The following is a 20,969-nucleotide window of genomic DNA, read 5'->3' on the forward strand; positions in this document are numbered from 1 at the left end:
CAGTGTCGAACTCCCTGCAATTTATGCGCAGACGAAAGATGGTTTTGGTGTAAGTCTCCGTTTCGGAGGAAAAGGGCAGGCGTTCTTTCAGGTCGACAGCCCCTGCGTCGACAAGTCCGACGTCGCAGAGTCGACCACCCCACCGAACGGTCCGGCCTACGAGGGCGTCTACCCCCTCCCCCGCCCCAACGTCCGCTCCCCCTTCTGGTCAGCCGGCGCCCCCTGAGCCCCGTGACCGCCCCTGACGCCCCCTCATGCCCCCGGCCATCCGCACACACCTGCGAATCGGCACGTGAACCCCGCCTGAATGGGGGATGGTTGGTGCGTGCGGAAATACTGGGTGTTCGTCGGCGGTGGGATCGGGCTGGTCCTGTGCTTCATCGCCCTGCTCGTCGTGGGGACGTACTCCGCCGCCGCCGGGATCGCCGGGGTGAGCGGGTCCGTCGGGTTGGCCAAGGGGGCGGTGCCCGCCCAGTACAAGCCCCTGGTGGAGAAGTGGGGCAACCTCTGCGCCGCCATCAACCCCGCCTTGCTGGCGGCGCAGCTGTATCAGGAAAGTGGCTGGAATCCGCGTGCTCAGAGTCACGCCGCCGCGCAGGGCATCGCGCAGTTCATCCCCGGGACCTGGGCCGCGCACAGCATCGACGGGGACGGCGACGGGGACCGGGACGTATGGGATCCGGCCGACGCGATTCCGTCTGCGGCCTCCTACGACTGCGAGCTCGCCGGGTACGTCAAGAAGGTCCCGGGCGACCAGACCGACAACATGCTCGCCGCCTACAACGCCGGGGCCTACCGGGTGATCCGGTCCGGCGGCATCCCCGCGATCAGCGAGACGCAGAACTACGTCAAGATCATCCGTTCGCTGGAGGAGAGCTTCGCCGCGCCGGTCGGCCGGGTGTCGCCGTCCCGGCAGGCGGCGGGCGCGATCTACTTCGCCCAGAAGAAGCTGGGTACGCCCTATCTCTGGGGCGGAAACGGAACGGCGGACCAAGGGGGCCGGTTCGACTGTTCCGGGTTGACCCAGGCCGCGTACCGGACCGTCGACATCGAGTTGCCCCGGGTGGCCAACGACCAGTACAACGCCGGGCCGCACCCCTCACGGGAGGAACTGCTCCCCGGCGACCTGGTGTTCTTCTCCGACGACCTGACCAACTCCCGGGCCATCAGGCACGTGGGGCTCTATGTCGGAGGCGGGTACATGATCAACGCGCCGTACACCGGGGCGGTCATCCGGTTCGACAAGATCGACACGCCCGACTACTTCGGCGCGACCAGGGTCACCAAGGACGGGGCGGCGGCTCTTCCGACCGCGCTGCCCGGGAGCTGACGGGGAGTCGGCCATGGCTGGAACTGTCCGTAAAGCCTGGGCCCTGAGCTGCGACGACGAGTCTCTCTTCGATAACGTCATGGTGATCATTCGGTGGAGGGCGGAACGCAGAGGGCCGGCAGACCGTTCCCTGGACTGGGACAGCATGCGCACTGACCATGCGGCACTGGCCAGCGCGGTTCCACGTCACGACGTCACGCCGTTGCGTGTGAGGGAATCCGCACCGACTACGGGGGTCCGACCAAGGCGACGCACACCGTTGTGCGTCGCAGCAGCAGACAAGGCAAGGGGCCGCAGGAGATGGCTGGACTCGCACTCGATGGGTCGAACCCCGACGTCAGCCTGCTCTACGACATCAATGGGCTGGCGAAAGCCGCTCCTACCTGGTTCGACCGGGTCATGGAGTTCGTCGGTGAGTACGGGATCATGTTCGGCATGGTCGCGGTCGGCCTGTGGTGCTGGTGGAGCGTACGCCGACGCGGGACGACCGAGGACTCGGTGACGTCGGTCGCCGGGCTCGTGTGGGCGCCCCTCGCGGCCGGGATCGCGTTGATCATCAACATTCCGATCCGTGGATTCGTCGAGAGGCCGCGCCCGTTCAAGGACCACCAGGGGCTGGACGTCCTGGTGGAGGGCAAGGAGGACTTCTCCTTCGTCAGTGACCACGCCACGATGGCGATGGCCATCGCGGTCGGTCTGTTCGTGGCCAACCGGAAGTTCGGCCTGATCGCGCTCGTCCTCGCGGTGCTCGAAGGCTTCTGCCGCGTCTACATGGGCGTGCACTACCCGACCGACGTCATCGGCGGCTTCGCGCTCGGTACGGCGGTGGCCCTGCTGCTGGCTCCGCTCGCGATGATGCTGCTGACCCCGCTGGTGGGTGCGGTGGCCCGCTCCGGATCGGCGGGCCGGCTGGTGCGCTCCCGGCGGCCGGTCGTGGCCGCGGCCGACGAGCGGGGCGACGCGCGCGGGATTCCCGAGCCGCGGCCGGGAGCGGGCCGTGGCGGCTCGCCCGACGAGAAGGACCTCGCGGCGTAGACCGTGTGGGACCGAGCATGAAGGGGCGCCCCGGTCGGGGCGCCCCTTCATGCGTACGGGCCGGGACGGCCGCGCCGTGGTTCCGCCCGGAACGCCCGTACGCCGGATCAGCCGGCGGCGGCCGTTTCGTGGTCGTGGGCGTCGGTGCGGGCCCGGTCGCGGGCGCGCCGGGCCGGTCCCGACCAGCCGCAGGCACAGCGGGCGAGGCAGAACGACCCCCGCTCGACGGTGGACGTGGTGTGGGCCGGGGCGGGTGCCCGGGCGGCGGAGTCCGGGCGGGCCGGGGAGTCCTCGTACACCCGGTCCACGGTACCGGCGGTCCTCCTGGGCGTGAACAAGTGGGCCGATCGGCTTGTGCGGGGGGTGAGGCGGCGTGACGGGGCGCCCCGGTGGTCGTTAGGCGAGGCGGGTGGGGGCTGGGTCAGGTGTGACGGTCGTTGGGGGTTGGCAGGCGATGGTGGTGCGACAGCACAGGTGCAAGGGCAGGGCACTGGCTGTGTGCGCCCTCGCCGTGGCGGGTGCGATGGCCGCGGCCACGGGCTGCTCCGGCACGGACGCGGACGGCGCCGACCGGGCCGGCGGCCGGGCGGTGGCAGGCGGGAGCGGCGTCGCGGACACCCCGGCCGCTGTGGTCGGGCGGGCGGCCGACGCCCTGGCCCGTGCGGGCAGCGCCGAGGCGCGTACGTCGATGGAGACCGCGGCCGGCGGGACCCGGCTGACGATCCGGGGCCAGGGGGTCTACGACTTCCGCCGGCAGCTCGGCCGGATCAAGGTGGTGCTGCCGAAGGACGCCGCCGGGACGCCGGACGGGCACCTGCCGATCACGGAGCTGCTGACCCCGGGGGCGCTGTACATGAAGAACCGGGGCGCCGGGGTGCCCGAGGACAAGTGGGTCCGGATCGACACGACGGCCCTGGAGGACGGCAACCTGGTCACCGGCGGTGTGACCGATCCCATGGCTGCCGCCGAACTGCTGCGCGGGGCGGACGGCGTGCGGTACGTGGGACGGACCGAGCTGGCCGGGGTGCGGGTCCGGCACTACCGGGGGACGGCCGATCTGGGGCGGGCGGCGGAGGCGGCCTCACCCTCCTCGCGCGGGGCGATGGCCGCGGCGGCGAAAGGGTTCAGCTCGGGCGCGGTGCCGTTCGACGCGTACCTGGACGACGACGGGCTGCTGCGCAAGGTGCGCCACCGGTTCAGCTTCGCGGCCGAGGGCCCGCCGGTGGCGGTGGTCTCGACGATGCTGCTGTACGGGTTCGGGGTGCCGGTCGCCGTGGAGATGCCGCCCGAGGCGGACCTCTACACGGGGAGTGTCCAGCAGGGCGCGGAGGATCCGGATGGCCCGGAAGCGCCGTAGGGAGGGGGCCGAAATGGTCCGTCCGTGCCATGCGCGGGCTGTGGCGTGATCCCTACCCTAGGAAGCCGGTGCGCCCGGAGTCGGCGACGGCAGAGAGAGGTGACGCAGGTGGTGACGCTCAGCGCTCCGACCGCCCAGGACCGTGTGGCCCTTGCCGAGATCGAACTGTGCGGTGAACTCATGATCGCGGCGTCGGCCGCGCTGGAGGACCGGCTGAGCCCGGACCGTATCGACGAGGTGCTCAAGGTGGGGGCGGACGGCCCCGAGCGGGCGGCGACCGTACCCCGGCAGCTCTACCACCGGGTGTGACGCCGGCCCGCTCGCCTGGGAGGACCCGGGGCAGGGCCCGTCCCGCCGGGAGGCGGCGGGCGGGGGCTCAGGTGCGGAGGAGCCGGGCGATGGCCTTGGTGGCCTCCTCGACCTTGGCGTCGATCTCCTCGCCGCCCTTGACGGCGGCATCGGCGACGCAGTGGCGCAGATGCTCCTCCAGCAGCTGGAGCGCGAAGGACTGGAGGGCCTTGGTGGAGGCCGAGACCTGGGTGAGTATGTCGATGCAGTAGACGTCCTCGTCCACCATCCGCTGGAGCCCGCGGACCTGGCCCTCGATGCGGCGCAGGCGCTTGAGGTGCTCGGCCTTCTGGTGGTGGTAGCCGTGGATACCGCGGTCGTGATCGGTGACGATTTCCTCCGGGCCGGTTTCCGTACCGGCCGCTTCGGCGGCGTCTGTGGTGGTCATGGGGTCCTCCCGCTTTTCTTCTGTATACCCCTGCCGGGTATAGCGTAACGAATACAGCCGAAACGTGACCGGGGGTCCGTGCTGATCGTCCCGCCCGATGCGCGACACTGAAGAATGCCGGTTAGCCGTGGCCGGATGATGCGCCTAGCATCAGCCTGACCGAATCCAAAGCACCCCGAGGACCCCACGTGCGCTTTCGTCTGACCCCCAGGGAGACGAGCTTCTACGACATGTTTTCCGCATCCGCGGACAACATCGTCACGGGCTCCAAGCTCCTGATGGAACTGCTCGGGGCGGATTCTGCCTCCCGAGCCGAGATCGCGGAGCGTATGCGGGCAGCGGAACACGCGGGGGACGACGCGACCCACGCGATCTTCCACCAGCTGAACTCCTCCTTCATCACGCCGTTCGACCGCGAGGACATCTACAACCTCGCCTCGCAGCTCGACGACATCATGGACTTCATGGAGGAAGCGGTCGACCTGGTCGTGCTGTACCAGATCGAGGAACTGCCGAAGGGTGTCGAGCAGCAGATCGAGGTGCTGGCCCGGGCGGCCGAGCTGACGGCGGAGGCCATGCCGGGGCTGCGCACGATGGACAACCTCACCGAGTACTGGATCGAGGTCAACCGTCTGGAGAACCAGGCCGACCAGATCCACCGGAAGCTGCTGGCGCACCTGTTCAACGGCAAGTACGACGCCATGGACGTGCTGAAGCTCAAGCAGATCGTGGACGTGCTGGAAGAGGCGGCGGACGCGTTCGAGCACGTCGCCAACACCGTGGAGACCATCGCGGTCAAGGAGTCCTGAACCTCGTGGACACCTTTGCGCTGATCGTGACCATCGGTGTCGCGCTCGGCTTCACGTATACGAACGGCTTCCACGACTCGGCGAACGCCATCGCCACCTCGGTCTCCACCCGGGCGCTGACCCCGCGTGCGGCTCTGGCGATGGCCGCGGTGATGAACCTCGCGGGCGCCTTCCTGGGCCAGGGGGTCGCCAAGACCGTCAGCGAAGGGCTCATCGCCACGCCCGAGGGCCAGAAGGGGATGGGCATCCTCTTCGCGGCGCTGGTCGGCGCGATCATCTGGAACCTCGTCACCTGGTACTACGGTCTGCCGTCCTCGTCCTCGCACGCGTTGTTCGGCGGCATGGTCGGCGCGGCGCTGGCCGGCGGGACGATGGTGCACTGGGACGGCGTGCTCTCCAAGATCGTCATCCCGATGTTCCTCTCCCCGGTCATCGGCCTGGTCGTCGGCTATCTGGTGATGGTCGGCATCATGTGGCTGTTCCGGAACTCCAACCCGCACAAGGCCAAGCGCGGCTTCCGTATCGCGCAGACGGTCTCGGCGGCGGGCATGGCGCTGGGCCACGGCCTGCAGGACGCCCAGAAGACGATGGGCATCGTGGTGATGGCCCTGGTCATCGCCGACGTCGAGGGGCCGAACGACCAGATCCCGGTCTGGGTGAAGATCGTCTGCGCGATGATGCTGTCGCTCGGGACGTACGCCGGCGGTTGGCGCATCATGCGCACCCTGGGCCGCAAGATCATCGAGCTGGACCCGCCGCAGGGGTTCGCGGCGGAGACGACCGGCGCCTCGATCATGTTCGGCTCGGCGTTCCTGTTCCACGCGCCGATCTCCACGACTCATGTGATCACCTCGGCGATCATGGGCGTGGGCGCCACGAAGCGGGTGAACGCGGTCCGCTGGGGCGTGGCCAAGAACATCATCCTCGGGTGGTTCATCACGATGCCGGCCGCGGCGCTCGTCGCCGCGCTGAGCTACGGGGTCGTGGTCCTGCTCTTCGGCTGACGCGGATCCGGACGGCGGGGGCCCTGCCCAGCCCACGGGCCTTCGGCCCGCCCGGTCCCGTCGGACGGTACGGACATGGGTCCGCCCCTGCTCTCCTGGGTTCCGGGGAGAGCGGGGGCGGACCCTTCGCCTTGTGGTGGCACCGCCATGCAGCACCCCAAGGCCGTCTGGGGTTATCCGAAGCGGCCGGAGATGTAGTCCTCGGTGGCCTGTACGGACGGGTTGGAGAAGATCCGCTCCGTCTCGTCGATCTCGACCAGCCGGCCGGGCTTGCCGACCGCCGCGAGGTTGAAGAACGCCGTGCGGTCGGAGACGCGTGCGGCCTGCTGCATGTTGTGCGTCACGATGACGATGGTGAAGCGTTCCTTCAGCTCGCCGATCAGGTCCTCGATGGCGAGGGTCGAGATCGGGTCGAGCGCCGAGCACGGCTCGTCCATCAGCAGCACGTCGGGCTCGACCGCGATGGCGCGGGCGATGCACAGGCGCTGCTGCTGGCCGCCGGAGAGGCCGGAGCCGGGCTTGTTCAGCCGGTCCTTGACCTCGTTCCAGAGGTTGGCGCCCCGGAGGGACTTCTCGACGATGTCGGCGAGCTGGTTCTTGCGGTATGAGCCGTTCAGCCGCAGGCCCGCCGCGACGTTGTCGAAGATCGACATGGTGGGGAACGGGTTCGGACGCTGGAAGACCATCCCGACCGTGCGGCGCACGGTGACCGGGTCGACCCCGGAGCCGTACAGGTCCTCGTCGTCCAGCAGCACCTTGCCCTCGACGCGGCCGCCGGGGGTCACCTCGTGCATGCGGTTCAGGGTGCGCAGGAAGGTGGACTTGCCGCAGCCGGAGGGGCCGATGAAGGCGGTCACGGAGCGGGGTTCCACGGTCATCGAGATGTCCTCGATGGCCTTGTGGGAGCCGTAGTAGGCGGTGAGGCCGCCGACGTCGATGCGCTTGGCCATGTGAATCACTGCTTCTTTCGAAAGGTCGCTGAGGGGCCGCGTCAGCGACCGGTCCGGGGGGCCTTCCAGCGGGCGATGCCGCGGGCCGCCAGGTTGAGGATCATGACGAAGGCGATCAGCACCAGGGCGGCGGCCCAGGCGCGGTCGTAGGAGGCCGCCTCGCCGACCTTGTACTGCTCGTAGATGTAGAACGGCAGGGAGGACTGGGCCCCGGAGAAGGGGTTCGTGTTGATCAGCTGGCTGCCGAAGACCAGCAGGATGATCGGGGCCGTCTCCCCCGCGATGCGGGCGATGGCGAGCATGACGCCGGTGGTGATGCCGCCGATCGCGGTGGGCAGGACCACCTTGAGGATCGTGCGCCACTTCGGGATGCCCAGGGCGAGGGAGGCCTCACGGAGCTCGTTGGGGACGAGCTTGAGCATCTCCTCGGTGGAACGGACCACGACCGGGACCATCAGGATGGTCAGCGCCAGCGCGCCCATCAGGCCGGACGGTTCGATCTTCGCCATCAGCATGATCGACAGGATGAAGAGGCCGGCCACGATGGACGGGATGCCCGTCATCACGTCGACGAAGAAGGTGACGGCCTTGGCGAGCGAGCCCTTGCCGTACTCGACGAGGTAGACGGCGGTCAGCAGGCCCAGGGGGGCGGAGATCACCGTGGCGATCCCGACCTGCTCCAGGGTGCCGATCAGGGCGTGGTAGACCCCGCCGGTGTCCTCGAAGCCGAGGACGCCCGCCATGGAGTGGGTGAGGAAGTAGCCGTCCAGGCGTTCGGCGCCGCGGCTGACCGTCGTCCACAGCAGGGAGGCGAGGGGGACGACGGCGGCCAGGAAGCACACCCAGACGACGCTGGTGGCGAGGCGGTCCTTGGCCTGGCGCTGGTTCTCGACCGCGGTGGTCGCGGCGTACGAGATGGCCAGGAAGAGCAGTGCGGCGAGCAGGCCCCACTGGGTGCGGCTGTGCCAGCCGGCGGCGGCGCCGATACCGACACCGAGGGCGAGGGACACGGCGGCGAAGCCGAGGGGGGCCCAGCGGGGGAGGCTGCGGCTGCTGAGGCCGCCGGTGCGCGGCTCGGGCGTGGTCCGCGGACGGTCGTCCTGGACGTCGGTGGTGGTGGCGTGGCTCATGCGTTGGCCCCCGAGTACTCCTTGCGGCGGGCGATGATGAGCCGGGCCGCGCCGTTGACCAGCAGGGTCAGGACGAAGAGGACGAGGCCGGAGGCGATCAGGGCGTCGCGCCCGAATTCGTCGGCCTCGCCGAAGCCGGCGGCGATGTTCTGGGCGAACGTGCCGCCGCCGGGGTCGAGCACGTGCAGCGAGATGATGAAGCTGGGCGACAGGACCGTGGCGACGGCCATCGTCTCGCCGAGCGCGCGGCCGAGGCCGAGCATCGAGGCGGAGATGATCCCGGAGCGGCCGAAGGGCAGGACCGAGAGGCGGATGACCTCCCAGCGGGTGGCCCCGAGGGCGAGTGCGGCTTCCTCGTTCATCTTCGGGACCTGGAGGAAGACCTCGCGGCTGACGCTGGTCACGATCGGCAGGATCATGATCGCGAGCAGGATGCCGACGGTGAAGAGCGAGCGGGGGATGCCGACCTCGGTCTTCTCGAAGACGTACGTCCAGCCGAAGAACTGGTCGAGCCAGAGGTTCAGGCCCTCCAGGTACGGCACGAGGACGAGGGCGCCCCAGATGCCGTAGACGATGCTGGGCACGGCGGCGAGCAGGTCGATCACGTACCCGAGGGGTGCGGCCAGCTTGCGCGGCGCGTAGTGCGAGATGAACAGGGCGATCCCGATGGCGACCGGGACCGCGATGACCATCGCGATGACCGAGCTGACGACGGTGCCGAAGAGCAGGACCGCGATGCCGAAGACCGGCGGGTCACCGGCCGGGTTCCAGTCGAGGGTGGTGAGGAAGTTGCCCTCGTCCTTGGATATCGCGAGGACGGCCCGGTAGCTCAGGAACACGGCGATCGAGGCCATGACCACGAGGAGCAGGATGCCGGAGCCCCGGGAGAGGCCGATGAAGATCTTGTCGCCTGCGCGCCCGGTGGAGCCGGGGCGCCCGCGTGGGGCCGGCGGAGCCGGTGGGAGGTCGAGCGGTGTGGTGGAAGCCATGGTCTTTCCGGTCTGTGTGGGGGAGCGGCACGCTCCCCTGGCGGCGGTGCACCGGATGGGGTCGGTGGCGGGGGCCGGTCCGGAGGGGTGCGCCGGACCGGCTCGCCTGGGGCGTCGTGCGGGTTACGACAGGCCGGCGACGGTCTCGCGGACCTTGGCGTTGATCGCCTCGGGGATCGGGGCGTAGCCGGCGTCGGTGAGGACCTTCTGGCCGTCCTCGGAGGAGGTGTAGGTCAGGAAGGACTTGACGGTGCCGAGGGTGTCGGCCTTGTTGCCGGTGTCGCAGACGACCTCGTACGTCACCAGCACCAGCGGGTAGGCGCCTTCGGCCTTGGTGGTGTAGTCGAGGTCGAGCGCCAGGTCCTTGCCGGTGCCCTTGACCTTGGCGGCGGCGATGGCCTTGGAGGCGTTCTCCGAGGTGGCCTCGACCGGGGCGGAGCCGCCGGTGTCGATGGCCACGGTGCTGATGTCCTGGGAGGCGGCGTAGGAGAGCTCGAAGTAACCGATCGAGCCGTCGACGGCCTTCACCTGGGAGGCGACACCGGAGGAGCCGGACGCGGCCTGGCCACCGGGGGCGGGCCACTTCTTCTCGGCCTCGTACTTCCAGTCGGCCGGGGCCGCGGCGGCCAGGTACTTGCCGAGGTTCTGCGTGGTGCCGGAGTCCTCGGAGCGGTGGAAGGGCTGGATCGCCTTGTCCGGGAGCTTGGCGCCCTCGTTGAGCTCGGCGATCGCCGGGTCGTTCCACTTCTTGATCTTGGTGTCGAAGATCTTGGCGAGCGTGGGGGCGTCCAGCACGAGGTTGTCGACGCCTTCCAGGTGGAAGCCGACCGCGATGGGGCCGCCCACCATCGGGAGGTTGATGCCCTGGCCGGTCCCGCAGATCTTCTTCGACTCGGCGGCCTCCTCGGGCTTCAGCGCCGAGTCGGAGCCGGCGAAGCCGACGGTGCCCTGGTTGAAGGCGACGATGCCCTCGCCGGAGGACGAGGAGTTGTAGTTGACCTGCACGCCGGAGCAGGCGGCCATGTAGTTCTTGACCCAGAGGTCCATCGCGTTCTTCTGGGCGCTGGACCCGGAGGCGCGAAGCTGGCCCTTGGCACCGTCGCACTTGATGGTGGACGCGGCGGTCGTGGTCTTGCCGCCGCCGTCCGCGTCGGCGCCGCTGTTGTCGTCCGAACCGCACGCCGTGAGGACCAGGGCGCCGGAGACGGCGAGGGCACCGAGCGCGGTGGCACGAAGCCGGTTCTTGCGCTGAAGCTTCACTTTCGGGGTGTTCCTTCCAGGAGCCGCCGCGGCTGGTGGTGCGGGGCGGCGTGCGATGAGGAGTGGTGCGGTGGCGTGGCGCCGTGCACCGGGTACGTCCGAAATTAGGCAGAACAGGTGAAGCGGCCTACGGGGAGGAGTGAACGGGAGGTGAACCGTGCCGGGCGGGCCGGTTTCGGTGTATTGGGCCGGTCCGTGGCGCGGACGGTGGGGGGCGGCCCGGCTCGGCGGTGCGGATGCCGGCCGGTCCGGGGCGCGGGCGGCGTGGCTGCCCCGGCCCGGGGCGTCGCGGTTCTGCCGGTGGGGGCCGGGGACCCTCCTGCGCGCCCCAGGGCCGGCCGTCGTGCGTCTGCGGACGCGTTGTCGGGTGCTCGGGTGCGCCCGAGCGTGGCGCGGGGCGCTGTCGGTCAGTGCTGGGTGCTCAGGAAGGCGTCGAGCTGGACGCGGTCGCCGGGGCGGGTCAGCCGGGTCCGGGCGGCGGACGGGGCGAGCCAGGCCAGCCGGTCGACCTCGTCGTTGGGGACGAAGGTGCCCCGCGTCGCCTCGGCCGCCCAGTAACTGACCTCTTTCGGGCGGCCGTTCGCAAGGTAGCGGGCGGTGGGCAGGGCGGCACCCGGCGCGCAGTGGTGGCCCGTCTCCTCCAGGACCTCGCGCAGGGCGGCCTCGATGGGGCTCTCACCCCGCTTCAGCTTGCCTTTGGGGAAGGACCAGTCGTCATAGCGGGGCCGGTGGACCAGGCAGATCTCGGTCCCGCCGTGCGCGGCGCGGCGCCACAGGACGCAGCCCGCCGCCCGTACCGGGTCGCTCATGGGGCGGTCACCGCCGCGTACGGCCAGGTCTCCCGGAACACTCCGCGTGCCGCCTCCACCTCGTGCCGCTGGGCCGCGTGCAGCACGCCCAGTGCGTACGCCGTCGCCGGGGCGATCCGCGGGGTGCGGGCCGCCGCCGAGGCCGCCGCCGCCGCGTCCGCCGCGTCCTGGTGCAGGTCGAGTGCGCGTCCGGCGTCGGCCAGGGCCGGGTCGGGGGCGCCCTGGACGACCTCGCGGGCGTACCGGTGCAGCCGGAGCAGCCGCCGGGCGTGGTGCCAGGGGGCGTCCTGGGCCTCGTTGTACGGCTCGACCGCCTCGTCGGGCGGCAGCGCGGCGACCGCGGTCAGCATGCGCTGCTCGGCCAGGTCGGCGGGGGCGTGCAGGACCTCGGCGGCCGGACCGGCGGCCGAGGCGGACAGGGGTACGTCGGAGGCGAGCAGCGCGACGGCGTCGGCCACCGCGTGGAAGCGGGCGGACCCCAGGGCCTGGAGCGCCTCGGAGTGGGCGCGGGTCCGGGCGAGGGTCAGGCGGCGTTCGAGGAGCGCGCCGGCCCGGGCGGCGCCGATGCCGAGGGCGGCCCTCTCCTTGCCGCCGTCGGCCGGTACCGGGGGCCGGGCGGAGGGCAGCGGGGCTCCCGAGAGCTGGTGCAGGGATTCCAGCAGGCGTACCAGTCGGCCGGCGTAGGCGTGTTCGCGGGCCAGGGTGCCGGAGAGCCAGGCCAGCTCCGTGCGGAGGTGGTCGGCCCAGGCCGGTTCGAGGGCCGCGCGGAAGGTGTGCAGGGTGCCGCTGATCCGGTGCGCCGCGTGGCGCAGTGCGGTGGTGGCCTCCTCGGCCCCGTGCGCGCCGGCGTCCGTGGGGGCGCTGTGCTCGCGGTGCAGGCGCAGGCCGCGCAGGAAGGCGGCGGCCTGCTCGTGCAGGTGGGGGGCGAGGACGGAGGCCGCGGAGCGGGTCGTCGTCTGCTGGTCAGGGTGTCGCACGCCGGCGCCTCCGGGCGTCGATGAGCATCTCCTGTACGTGCCGCAGCGGCTGGCCGTCCGCGTCCGTGGAGTGCCGGGTCCAGTCACCGTCGGAGCCGAGGTGCCAGGACGAGGTGGTGTCGGACATGCCGGTTTCCAGGAGCCTGCTGAGGGCGGCCCGGTGAGCGGGGTCGGTGACGCGCACCAGGGCCTCGATCCGGCGGTCGAGGTTGCGGTGCATCATGTCGGCGCTCCCGAACCAGACTTCGGGCTCGCCGCCGTTGCCGAAGGCGAAGACCCGGGAGTGTTCCAGGAAGCGGCCGAGGACGGAGCGGACCCGGACGTTCTCGGAGAGGCCGGGGACGCCGGGGCGGATCGCACAGATGCCGCGGACCCAGATGTCGACCGGCACCCCGGCCTGGGAGGCGCGGTAGCAGGCGTCGATGATCGCCTCGTCCACCATGGAGTTGACCTTGATGCGGACGTAGGAGGGGCGGCCTGCGCGGTGGTGGGTGACCTCCTTGTTGATCCGGGCGATCAGCCCGTCGCGCAGGGACTTCGGGGCGACCAGCAGTCGGCGGTAGGTCTCGCGGCGGGAGTAGCCGGAGAGCCGGTTGAAGAGGTCGGAGAGGTCCGCGCCGACCTGCGGGTCGGCGGTGAGCAGGCCGAGGTCCTCGTACAGCCGGGCGGTCTTGGGGTGGTAGTTGCCGGTGCCGACGTGGGAGTAGCGGCGCAGGGTGTCGCCCTCCTGGCGGACGACGAGCGACAGCTTGCAGTGGGTCTTGAGGCCGACGAGTCCGTAGACGACGTGGCAGCCCGCCTCCTCCAGCTTGCGGGCCCACTTGATGTTGGCCTGCTCGTCGAAGCGGGCCTTGATCTCGACGAGGACGAGGACCTGCTTGCCGGACTCGGCGGCGTCGATGAGGGCGTCCACTATCGGGGAGTCGCCGGAGGTCCGGTACAGCGTCTGCTTGATGGCGAGGACGTCCGGGTCGCCCGCCGCCTGTTCCAGGAAGGCCTGGACGGAGGTGGAGAACGAGTCGTACGGGTGGTGCAGCAGGACGTCGCGCTCGCGCAGGGCCGCGAAGATGTCGGGCGCGGAGGCGGACTCGACCTCGGCGAGGTCGCGGTGGGTTCCGGCGACGAACTTCGGGAACTTCAGCTCGGGCCGGTCCAGGGACGCTATGCCGAACAGCCCGGTGAGGTCGAGCGGTCCGGGCAGCGGGAAGAGCTCGGTCTCGGAGATCTTCAGTTCGCGTACGAGGAGGTCCAGGACGTACGGGTCGATGGACTCCTCGACCTCCAGGCGGACCGGGGGGCCGAAGCGGCGCCGCATGAGCTCCTTCTCCAGCGCCTGGAGAAGGTTCTCCGCGTCGTCCTCCTCGACCTCCAGGTCCTCGTTCCTGGTGACGCGGAACATGTGGTGGGCGAGGACCTCCATGCCCGGGAAGAGCTCTTCCAGGTGGGCGGCGATGACGTCCTCGATCGGGACGTAGCGCTGCGGGGACGCCTCCAGGAAGCGGGTCAGCAGCGGCGGCACCTTGACCCGGGCGAAGTGGCGGTGGCCGCTGACCGGGTTGCGGACGACGACGGCGAGGTTGAGCGAGAGCCCGGAGATGTACGGGAAGGGGTGCGCCGGGTCGACGGCCAGCGGGGTCAGTACGGGGAAGACCCGCTGCCGGAAGAAGGTGAAGAGGCGGGCCTGTTCCTTGTCGGTCAGCTCGGGCCAGCGGATCAGCTGGATGCCCTCGTCGGAGAGGGCGGGAGCCACGTCCTGCTGGTAGCAGGCGGCGTGCCGGGCCATGAGCTCGCGTGAGCGGTTCCAGATCAGGTCGAGGACCTCGCGGGGCTGGAGCCCGGACGCGGAGCGGGTGGCGACCCCGGTGGCGATACGGCGCTTGAGGCCGGCCACCCGGACCATGAAGAACTCGTCCAGGTTCGAGGCGAAGATCGCGAGGAAGTTGGCCCGCTCCAGGAGGGGCGTGGCGGGGTCCTCGGCCAGCTCCAGCACCCGTTCGTTGAAGGCGAGCCAACTGCGTTCGCGGTCCAGGAACCGGCCCTGCGGGAGCTCGTCCCCGTCGCTCTCCGGCTCGTAGGTGTCCGCGTCGTTGTCCAGGTCGGGTTCCAGATCGCCGGCCGTGGACAGGCCGGTGGGCACCGAGGAGCCGGCGACGGCGTGGGGCCGGTGGGCGGCGAGGGAGCCGACCGACGGCTGGGCGGGCGGGGCGGGGACCTCGGAGCTGGGCTGCTGGCTCATGGACCTATTCTTCCGCGTGTTCGTCGACTCAGGCGCGTCGGAGCCGTCGGAGATCGCGGAGGAGGTGGGAGCGGGCGGTGAACCCCGGTCTCTCCCGTTGCGGGGGATGGGCACAGCTGGCTGCATCCCGTGAGGGTCCCAAGGCCGTCTGAATGGCCGGTAACGATGACATGACGTACAGGAAGCGGTGTGACTGCCAGGCGGACCCGTGCCTCGTACACATTCTTGGTGGCCCTGTCCGGGTTCCGGGCCCCCCGGAACCCGGAACCCGGACAGGGGGCCGGTCAGCCGTGGCGGCGGCGCAGCACCCGGAAGGCGAGCACGAGGGCCAGGGCGGCGAGGGCGAGCAGGATGCCGGCCTCGACGAGCTGGAGCGGCCAGAAGTGCGAGGCGGGGTGGTAGTCGGCGTATTCGCCGGTGACGGTCTTGCCGGACAGGCAGGCGGGGTGCTCGGACACCGGCTGCCAGCAGGTGTCCGCGGACAGCCGTTCGCCGGTGTCGGTGATCCGGCCGTTGTCGAGGGTCCAGGCGCCGTCCGGCGCGCGGGCCGTCTCCGGGGTGCCGGTCACTGTCCTGGCCGGCCACAGGCTGCCGCGCACAGCGGTGAGGGCGACGGTCACCGCTCCGGTCGTCAAGGCGGCGGCGCCCATCGCCGCGACCGTGCGGCGTATCAGGAGACCGGCGAGCGCGCCCACGGACAGGCCGAGCAGGGTGGAGGCGAGGGGGAGGACTCCCGAGGCGTTGAAGACCGGCGGTTCGTACCACTGGGCGGGGTAGGGCATGTGGGGGTAGGACCGTGCCCGGGCGAGTACGGCGGTCAGTACGGCCGTACCGGCCGGCAGCAGCGCGGCGGGCACGGCGAGCTTGGCGGCCAGCCAGTGGGCGGGCGGGACGGACTGGGTCCAGGAGACCTTGAAGGTGCCGCTCTCCAGCCCCCTGGCGATCATCGGGCCCGCCACGAACATGCCGGCGAGCACCGGCAGGACCGCCGGCACCAGGGCGGCGTAGTCGAACACCCGGCTGAGCGCGAGGGCGGTGTCCAGGTAGTCGCGGACGGCTGGTAGCAGCTGCGGCCCGGGTCCCCTTCGATCGAGCAGGAGCCCGACGCGAAGGCGTCGACGACGTGGGACGACCACAGGGCGGTGGCGACCAGGCCGAGGACCGCCGCCAGGGCGAGGCCGCCCGCGATGCGGAGAGCCGGTCGGTGCTGGCGGACGACGACGCGGGCCGGACCGCGCAGAGAGGGACGCGTCGGGGTGAGGGTGCTCATGCGGCGGCCACCGCCTTGCCCGCGTCCGCGCTCGGGGTGAGCAGCGGCGGGGCCTGCGGGGAGCGGAGGTGGGCCAGCAGCAGTCCCTCCAGGGACGGTTCGCGGACGTCCCAGGTGTCCGGGTCGACCTGGCCCTGTCTGCGGATGAGCGCGGTGAGCTGACGGCCCGTCGTGCGGGACTCTATGACCGTGTGCGGGGCGAGGTCGCGGGGCCTGCCGGTGATCAGGGCGTGCGCGGTGACGAGGTCGTCGCTCTCGCCGCCGAGCCGGACGCGGCCGCCGTCGACGAGCAGCAGGTAGTCGCAGACGCCCTCCAGCTCGGTGAGGATGTGCGAGGACATCACGATGGTGGTGGCGGCCTCGGCCATCAGCGCGCCCGTCAGCCGGTGCCGGGCATGGGGGCGCCCCCATGCCCCTGAGGCCATGGGGGAGGGTCGAGGTCGGCCATCGGCTCGTCCAGCAGCAGCAGTTCGGGCCGCTTGGCGAGCGCGAGCGCGAGGGCGAGGGCGAGCCGGGTGCGCTGGCCGCCGGAGAGGGTGCGGACCTTGGCGTCCTGCGGGAGCGGGCCGGCGATGCGGTCGGCGGTGGCCCGGTCCCAGGTGCCCGGGTTGAGCTCCCGGCCCGCCCACAGGGTGTCGGACCGTGAGCCGCGGGTACAGGGGCTTGTCCTGGGAGACGTACGCGATGCGGTGGCGTACCTCGGCCGGGTCGGTGGAGCCGAGGACCCGGAGCGTGCCCTCGGCCGGCCTCATCAGGCCTGCGGCGAGGGCCTCGACGACCTCGCGGGCCGTGGGCAGCCGGTCGCCCGGCTCCAGCACGCCCAGCCGGAGCGCCTGCTTGGTCTGCTGCACGATCTGCAGATAGGTGGCGACGCCGCTGCGCCGGTCGATGCGGAACTCGACCGCTGCGGCCCCTGCCATGTTCCCCGCCCTTTCACTAATTGAGTAGTGAAAGGGCGGCCTAAGGAAGGGGCGGCGTCAAGTGGCGCCGCCCCTGCTGTGGTTGACCGGACCTCAGGACTCCGTGCGGTACATGAGATCGGTCTCGTACGTGGTGAAGCCCATCCGCTCGTACACCGACAGGGCCGCCGGGTTGTCGGCGTCCACGTAGAGCATCGCGGTCGGCAGGCCCTCGGCGGCCAGGTGGCGCAGGCCGATCGCGGTGAGTGCCTTGCCGAGGCCGCCGCCCTGGGCGTCCGGGAGAATGCCGACGACGTAGACCTCGCCGAGCCGCTCCTCGGCGTGCACCTTGGTCCAGTGGAAGCCGATGATCCGGCCGTCCCGCTCGGCGAGGAAGAAGCCCTTCGGGTCGAACCAGGGTTCCGCCTTGCGGTCGTCCAGGTCGCGCTGGGTGAGGGAGCCCTGCTCGGGGTGGTGGGCGAAGGCGGCGCTGTTGACCGCGAGCCAGGCGGTGTCGTCCTCGCCGGGCACGAAGGTGCGGACGGTGACGCCCGGGGGCAGTACCGGCTCGGCGATGTCGAGGGAGTCCAACGGACGCCGCAGCTGGCGCAGTTCACGGAAGAGGGACAGGCCCAGGACCTGCGCGAGGTGCCGCGCGGCCGCCCGGCCGCCGTGCGCCCAGACCCGCAGCCGCTTCCCGGTCGCCGCGAGAAGGGCGGCGCCCAGCGCCCGGCCGTGCCCGTGGCCGCGGTGGGAGGGGCGCACGACGAGCTCGGCGGCTGGGGCCTCGACGGGGTCGGTGTCCTCCAGCTGCGCGTACCCGGCGAGGACGCCGTCGGCGGTGAGCAGGAAGTGCCGGACACCCTCGCGGTGCCCGCCCCTCAACTGCAGCCGGCCCTGCTCTGAGACGGCCTGCCTGCCGTCGCTCCCGGCGGCCTCGCCGAGGAGGGCGAGGACGGCGTCGGCCTGCTCGGAGGTGAGCGCGTCGAGGGTCTCGATCTCGCGCCCGGGGGAGGGAAGGGGTGAGTCAGTCGTCATGGGTACGAGCGTACGGTGGCGGGGTGCGGGCGGAGGCGCGCCCGGGCAGGGCGTGTGCCGAGCCGGGAGGGCCTTTTCGGCCGCGGGGGCTGTCGGCGGTGATGTCGGCCGACGCGCAGGCGATACGGCCGGATCTGCCGCTTTCCGATCCGGAAGCAACCAGCTCGTAACCGTCGACATCTGTCGCGCTACGCGCGTTGACCCTAGGCTGCGGCAGCAGGATCCAGACGTGTCACCACGCACACCACCCTCCGCTGAACTCACAAGGGGACCGATGTCAGCGACTCCGCAACCGAAGAACCGCGCGCCTCGACGGCTGCTCGCCGCGGCGGCCGGGCTGGCCACCGTCGGCGCGCTCGTCGCCGCGATGCCGGCCGGCGCCCACGACCGGGGACACGGGCACGGCCACGGCCACCCGTCACCCCGCACCGTCGACGTGCAGCTGCTGTCCTTCAACGACCTGCACGGCAACCTGGAGCCGCCCGCCGGTTCGGCCGGCACGGTCAGCGAGACGCAGGCCGACGGCACGGTGACGTCCGTCCCGGCCGGTGGCGTCGAGTACCTGGCGACCTCGCTGCGCACCGCGCGCAAGGGCCACCCGTACTCCGTCACGGCGGCCGGCGGCGACATGGTGGGCGCGAGCCCGCTGCTGTCGGGGCTCTTCCACGACGAGCCGACCATCGAGGCGCTCAACGGCCTGAAGCTCGACGTGACATCGGTCGGCAACCACGAGTTCGACGAGGGCGCCACGGAGCTGGCCCGCCTCCAGAACGGCGGCTGCCACCCGGTCGAGGGGTGCTACGAGAAGGGCAAGAAGTTCAAGGGTGCCGACTTCCCGTACCTCGCGGCCAACGTGACGAGCGAGAAGACCGGCAAGCCGATCCTCAAGCCGTACACGGTCTGGAAGAAGAACGGCGTCAAGATCGGCTTCATCGGGGTGACCCTGGAGGGTACGCCGGACATCGTCACGGCCAACGGCGTCAAGGGCCTGAAGTTCCACGACGAGATCGAGACGGTCAACAAGTACGCCAAGGAGCTGGACCGGCAGGGCGTCAAGTCCATCGTCGCGCTGATCCACGAGGGCGGGGCCCCGGCCTCCACCTCGTACAACTACGACTGCGACAGCCCGGGTGCCGGTGACGGGATCTCCGGCCCCATCGTGGACATCGCCAAGGGCATCAGCCCGAAGGTCGACGCGCTGGTCACGGGCCACACCCACCAGGCGTACGTCTGCACGGTCCCGGACCCGTCCGGCAAGCCGCGCATGGTCACCTCGGCCTCGTCGTTCGGCAAGCTCTACACGGACACGACCCTCACCTACGACCTGCGCACCAAGGACATCGTGCGTACGTCGGTGCGGTCGGCGAACCACGTGGTCAGCCGCGAACAGGCCAAGGCCGCCGACATGACGAAGCTGATCGACCGCTGGAACAGGCTCGCCGCACCCATCGCGAACAAGCCGCAGGGCTGGATCACCGCCGACATCGACGGGCGCGGCTCCACCGCACCGGAGAAGCCGCTCGGCAACCTGATCGCGGACGCCCAGCTGGAGGGCCTGGCCCCGGCCGACAAGGGCGGCGCGGTCGTCGCGTTCATGAACCCGGGAGGGATCCGCGCCGACCTGGTGTACGCGGCGTCCGGCAGTGAGGGCGACGGGGTGGTGACGTACGGCGAGGCGTTCACCGTCCAGCCGTTCACCAACATGATGAACGTCGTCGACCTGACCGGCGCGCAGCTGGTGGCCGCGCTCCAGCAGCAGGTCAGCGGTTCCAACGAGGCCTCGCCGAAGATCCTCCAGGTCTCGAAGGGGCTCACCTACACGCTGGACCTGACGAAGTCGGGCGCGGACCGGGTGGTGGCGGACACCGTCCGGCTGAACGGTGCGGCGATCGACCCGGCGAAGACGTACCGCGTCGCGATGAACGAGTTCCTCGCGGGCGGCGGCGACGGCTTCGCGGCCCTCGGCGAGGGGACGAACAAGCTGGTCGGCCCGTCCGACCTGGACCTGTTCAACACCTACCTGGCGGACCACTCCACGGCCGCGGCGCCGCTGGCCCCGCCGGCCACGGACCGGATCACCATCGTGCGGTGACCCCCGTACGCGGGTGAGGGGCGGGGCGGTGGGCCGGCGGGCCCACCGCCCCGCTTCGCGTGGGGCCCGGAGCCGGTCGCCCTGTTCCGCGATTGATGGGGACGCGTCATAATTCAGGCCCGCCCCCCACGGCCGACGGAGACCTGCCCGCATGAGCCCGTACACCGCCACGCGCCGGACCTTCCTCACCGGCGCCCTGGCCGCCGCCACCGGAGTCGTCCTCGGTGGTACGCCCGCCCTCGCCGCCCCCGCGAGAGTCCTGGGGACCCAGGACTGGATGGGGGCCCTCGCCGACTCCACCCCGCTGCGACGCCTCACGATCCCCGGCACCCACAACGCGGGGGCCCGCTACGGCGGACCCTGGACCGAGTGCCAGAACACCACGGTGGCCGAGCAGCTCGGCAGCGGCATCCGCTTCCTGGACGTGCGCTGCCGGATCACCGGCGACGCGTTCGCGATCCACCACGGCGCCTCGTACCAGAACCTGATGTTCGGGGACGTCCTCATCGCCTGCCGGGACTTCCTGGCCGCGCACCCGTCCGAGACGGTGCTGATGCGGGTCAAGCAGGAGTACTCGGAGGAGAGCGACGCCGCGTTCCGGCAGATCTTCGACCTGTACCTCGACGGCAAGGGCTGGCGCCCGCTCTTCCGCCTCGACCCCACCCTGCCGGACCTCGGCGGCGCCCGGGGCAAGGTCGTGCTCCTCGCGGACAACGGCGGCCTGCCCGGGGTCCGGTACGCCGACCCGGCGGTCTTCGACATCCAGGACGACTACATGGCCGAGCCCTTCGGCAAGTACCCCAAGATCGAGGCGCAGTTCCGCAAGGCCGCCCAGCAGCCCGGCAAGCTCTTCATGAACTACGTGTCCACCGCTGCCCTGCTGCCGCCGCGCTCGAACGCCGACCGGCTCAACCCGCAGGTCCACACGTTCCTCGACGGCTCCGAGGCGGCGGGCTGGACCGGCCTCGGAATCGTCCCGCTGGACTATCCGGCGACCCGCCCCGGCCTGGTCGAGTCGCTGATCAGGCACAACCCGGTGGCCTGAGAC

The 20,969-nt window shown here is 71.1% G+C and carries 19 protein-coding genes and 1 pseudogene; 8 read left to right on the plus strand and 12 right to left on the minus strand.

The features are described from left to right. The first annotated feature begins 340 nt into the window (after nt 1–340). Both SACTE_RS17775 and SACTE_RS17780 read left to right on the plus strand, forming a co-directional pair. A complete protein-coding gene (locus SACTE_RS17775) occupies nt 341–1,330 on the plus strand; it encodes a bifunctional lytic transglycosylase/C40 family peptidase (RefSeq protein WP_019993445.1) in 990 nt (329 codons plus the stop codon). Between the two features lie 300 nt (nt 1,331–1,630). Further along, entirely contained in the window at nt 1,631–2,365 is a 735-nt protein-coding gene (locus SACTE_RS17780) for a phosphatase PAP2 family protein (protein ID WP_014047404.1), read from the plus strand. A 107-nt stretch (nt 2,366–2,472) separates the two neighbouring features. On the opposite strand, the gene SACTE_RS17785 is transcribed toward SACTE_RS17780, so the two are convergent. After that, nucleotides 2,473–2,664, minus strand: coding sequence for a hypothetical protein (locus SACTE_RS17785; protein ID WP_026359163.1), 192 nt, complete (start codon nt 2,662–2,664; stop codon nt 2,473–2,475). Between the two features lie 155 nt (nt 2,665–2,819). Between SACTE_RS17785 and SACTE_RS17790 the strand changes: the two genes are divergently transcribed. Continuing rightward, entirely contained in the window at nt 2,820–3,722 is a 903-nt protein-coding gene (locus SACTE_RS17790) for a hypothetical protein (protein WP_026359162.1), read from the plus strand. Nucleotides 3,723–3,821: 99 nt separating this feature from the next. Then, nucleotides 3,822–4,031 (plus strand): hypothetical protein, encoded by a 210-nt coding sequence (locus SACTE_RS17795; RefSeq protein WP_019993444.1) that lies wholly within the window; start codon nt 3,822–3,824, stop codon nt 4,029–4,031. Between the two features lie 67 nt (nt 4,032–4,098). On the opposite strand, the gene SACTE_RS17800 is transcribed toward SACTE_RS17795, so the two are convergent. Further along, the gene (locus SACTE_RS17800; protein ID WP_014047408.1) at nt 4,099–4,458 is read right to left on the minus strand and encodes a metal-sensitive transcriptional regulator; all 360 of its coding nucleotides are present in this window, start codon (nt 4,456–4,458) and stop codon (nt 4,099–4,101) included. Nucleotides 4,459–4,646: 188 nt separating this feature from the next. On the opposite strand from SACTE_RS17800, the gene SACTE_RS17805 reads away from it, so the two are divergent. Continuing rightward, nucleotides 4,647–5,267, plus strand: a complete 621-nt coding sequence (locus SACTE_RS17805) for a DUF47 family protein (protein WP_014047409.1) — start codon at nt 4,647–4,649, stop codon at nt 5,265–5,267. Between the two features lie 5 nt (nt 5,268–5,272). Continuing rightward, entirely contained in the window at nt 5,273–6,271 is a 999-nt protein-coding gene (locus SACTE_RS17810) for an inorganic phosphate transporter (protein WP_014047410.1), read from the plus strand. A 173-nt stretch (nt 6,272–6,444) separates the two neighbouring features. Here SACTE_RS17810 and pstB read toward each other — a convergent pair whose 3' ends face one another. From pstB to mshD, 10 genes and pseudogenes are all read right to left on the minus strand, one after another. Beyond that, nucleotides 6,445–7,221 carry a phosphate ABC transporter ATP-binding protein PstB gene (pstB, locus tag SACTE_RS17815; RefSeq protein ID WP_014047411.1) on the minus strand — a complete coding sequence of 259 codons (777 nt, stop codon included), beginning with the start codon at nt 7,219–7,221 and terminating at the stop codon, nt 6,445–6,447. A 41-nt stretch (nt 7,222–7,262) separates the two neighbouring features. Next, the gene (gene pstA / locus SACTE_RS17820) at nt 7,263–8,351 is read right to left on the minus strand and encodes a phosphate ABC transporter permease PstA (RefSeq protein ID WP_014047412.1); all 1,089 of its coding nucleotides are present in this window, start codon (nt 8,349–8,351) and stop codon (nt 7,263–7,265) included. Continuing rightward, the gene (gene pstC, locus SACTE_RS17825; RefSeq protein WP_014047413.1) at nt 8,348–9,340 is read right to left on the minus strand and encodes a phosphate ABC transporter permease subunit PstC; all 993 of its coding nucleotides are present in this window, start codon (nt 9,338–9,340) and stop codon (nt 8,348–8,350) included. The genes pstA and pstC overlap by 4 nt, the downstream gene beginning before the upstream one ends. A 123-nt stretch (nt 9,341–9,463) precedes the next feature. Beyond that, nucleotides 9,464–10,600: a phosphate ABC transporter substrate-binding protein PstS gene (pstS, locus tag SACTE_RS17830; RefSeq protein WP_014047414.1), complete on the minus strand. Its 1,137-nt coding sequence runs from the start codon at nt 10,598–10,600 to the stop codon at nt 9,464–9,466. Nucleotides 10,601–11,007: 407 nt separating this feature from the next. Beyond that, nucleotides 11,008–11,409, minus strand: a complete 402-nt coding sequence (locus tag SACTE_RS17835; protein WP_014047415.1) for an NUDIX hydrolase — start codon at nt 11,407–11,409, stop codon at nt 11,008–11,010. After that, nucleotides 11,406–12,386: a CHAD domain-containing protein gene (locus SACTE_RS17840; protein ID WP_014047416.1), complete on the minus strand. Its 981-nt coding sequence runs from the start codon at nt 12,384–12,386 to the stop codon at nt 11,406–11,408. Before SACTE_RS17840 ends, SACTE_RS17835 begins: the two co-directional genes overlap by 4 nt. Then, the gene (locus SACTE_RS17845) at nt 12,373–14,622 is read right to left on the minus strand and encodes an RNA degradosome polyphosphate kinase (protein ID WP_014047417.1); all 2,250 of its coding nucleotides are present in this window, start codon (nt 14,620–14,622) and stop codon (nt 12,373–12,375) included. The genes SACTE_RS17840 and SACTE_RS17845 overlap by 14 nt, the downstream gene beginning before the upstream one ends. 284 nt (nt 14,623–14,906) lie before the next feature. After that, nucleotides 14,907–15,758 carry a hypothetical protein gene (locus tag SACTE_RS17850; RefSeq protein ID WP_226995175.1) on the minus strand — a complete coding sequence of 284 codons (852 nt, stop codon included), beginning with the start codon at nt 15,756–15,758 and terminating at the stop codon, nt 14,907–14,909. 130 nt (nt 15,759–15,888) lie between these two features. Next, nucleotides 15,889–16,662, minus strand: a pseudogene (locus tag SACTE_RS35515) (ATP-binding cassette domain-containing protein); the annotation flags it as partial. A 243-nt stretch (nt 16,663–16,905) separates the two neighbouring features. Beyond that, on the minus strand, nt 16,906–17,829 hold the full coding sequence (gene mshD, locus SACTE_RS17860; RefSeq protein ID WP_014047418.1) for a mycothiol synthase: 924 nt from the start codon (nt 17,827–17,829) through the stop codon (nt 16,906–16,908). A 274-nt stretch (nt 17,830–18,103) separates the two neighbouring features. On the opposite strand from mshD, the gene SACTE_RS17865 reads away from it, so the two are divergent. Together SACTE_RS17865 and SACTE_RS17870 are read left to right on the plus strand one after the other, a co-directional pair. Continuing rightward, nucleotides 18,104–19,921, plus strand: a complete 1,818-nt coding sequence (locus tag SACTE_RS17865) for a bifunctional metallophosphatase/5'-nucleotidase (protein WP_014047419.1) — start codon at nt 18,104–18,106, stop codon at nt 19,919–19,921. A gap of 151 nt (nt 19,922–20,072) precedes the next feature. Then, complete coding sequence (locus tag SACTE_RS17870; RefSeq protein ID WP_014047420.1) at nt 20,073–20,966, plus strand: phosphatidylinositol-specific phospholipase C; 894 nt, start codon at nt 20,073–20,075, stop codon at nt 20,964–20,966. Nucleotides 20,967–20,969 lie beyond the last annotated feature (3 nt).

It is taken from the genome of Streptomyces sp. SirexAA-E (assembly GCF_000177195.2).
Taxonomy (GTDB): domain Bacteria; phylum Actinomycetota; class Actinomycetes; order Streptomycetales; family Streptomycetaceae; genus Streptomyces; species Streptomyces flavovirens.

Bases quoted from the DNA above. Each gene is read 5' to 3' on its own strand.
- SACTE_RS17835 (WP_014047415.1), bottom strand. From the start codon at position 11,409: ATGAGCGACCCGGTACGGGCGGCGGGCTGCGTCCTGTGGCGCCGCGCC.
- pstC (WP_014047413.1), bottom strand. From the start codon at position 9,340: ATGGCTTCCACCACACCGCTCGACCTCCCACCGGCTCCGCCGGCCCCA.
- SACTE_RS17790 (WP_026359162.1), top strand. From the start codon at position 2,820: ATGGTGGTGCGACAGCACAGGTGCAAGGGCAGGGCACTGGCTGTGTGC.
- SACTE_RS17780 (WP_014047404.1), top strand. From the start codon at position 1,631: ATGGCTGGACTCGCACTCGATGGGTCGAACCCCGACGTCAGCCTGCTC.
- SACTE_RS17800 (WP_014047408.1), bottom strand. From the start codon at position 4,458: ATGACCACCACAGACGCCGCCGAAGCGGCCGGTACGGAAACCGGCCCG.
- SACTE_RS17870 (WP_014047420.1), top strand. From the start codon at position 20,073: ATGAGCCCGTACACCGCCACGCGCCGGACCTTCCTCACCGGCGCCCTG.
- SACTE_RS17845 (WP_014047417.1), bottom strand. From the start codon at position 14,622: ATGAGCCAGCAGCCCAGCTCCGAGGTCCCCGCCCCGCCCGCCCAGCCG.
- pstB (WP_014047411.1), bottom strand. From the start codon at position 7,221: ATGGCCAAGCGCATCGACGTCGGCGGCCTCACCGCCTACTACGGCTCC.
- SACTE_RS17865 (WP_014047419.1), top strand. From the start codon at position 18,104: ATGTCAGCGACTCCGCAACCGAAGAACCGCGCGCCTCGACGGCTGCTC.
- mshD (WP_014047418.1), bottom strand. From the start codon at position 17,829: ATGACGACTGACTCACCCCTTCCCTCCCCCGGGCGCGAGATCGAGACC.
- pstA (WP_014047412.1), bottom strand. From the start codon at position 8,351: ATGAGCCACGCCACCACCACCGACGTCCAGGACGACCGTCCGCGGACC.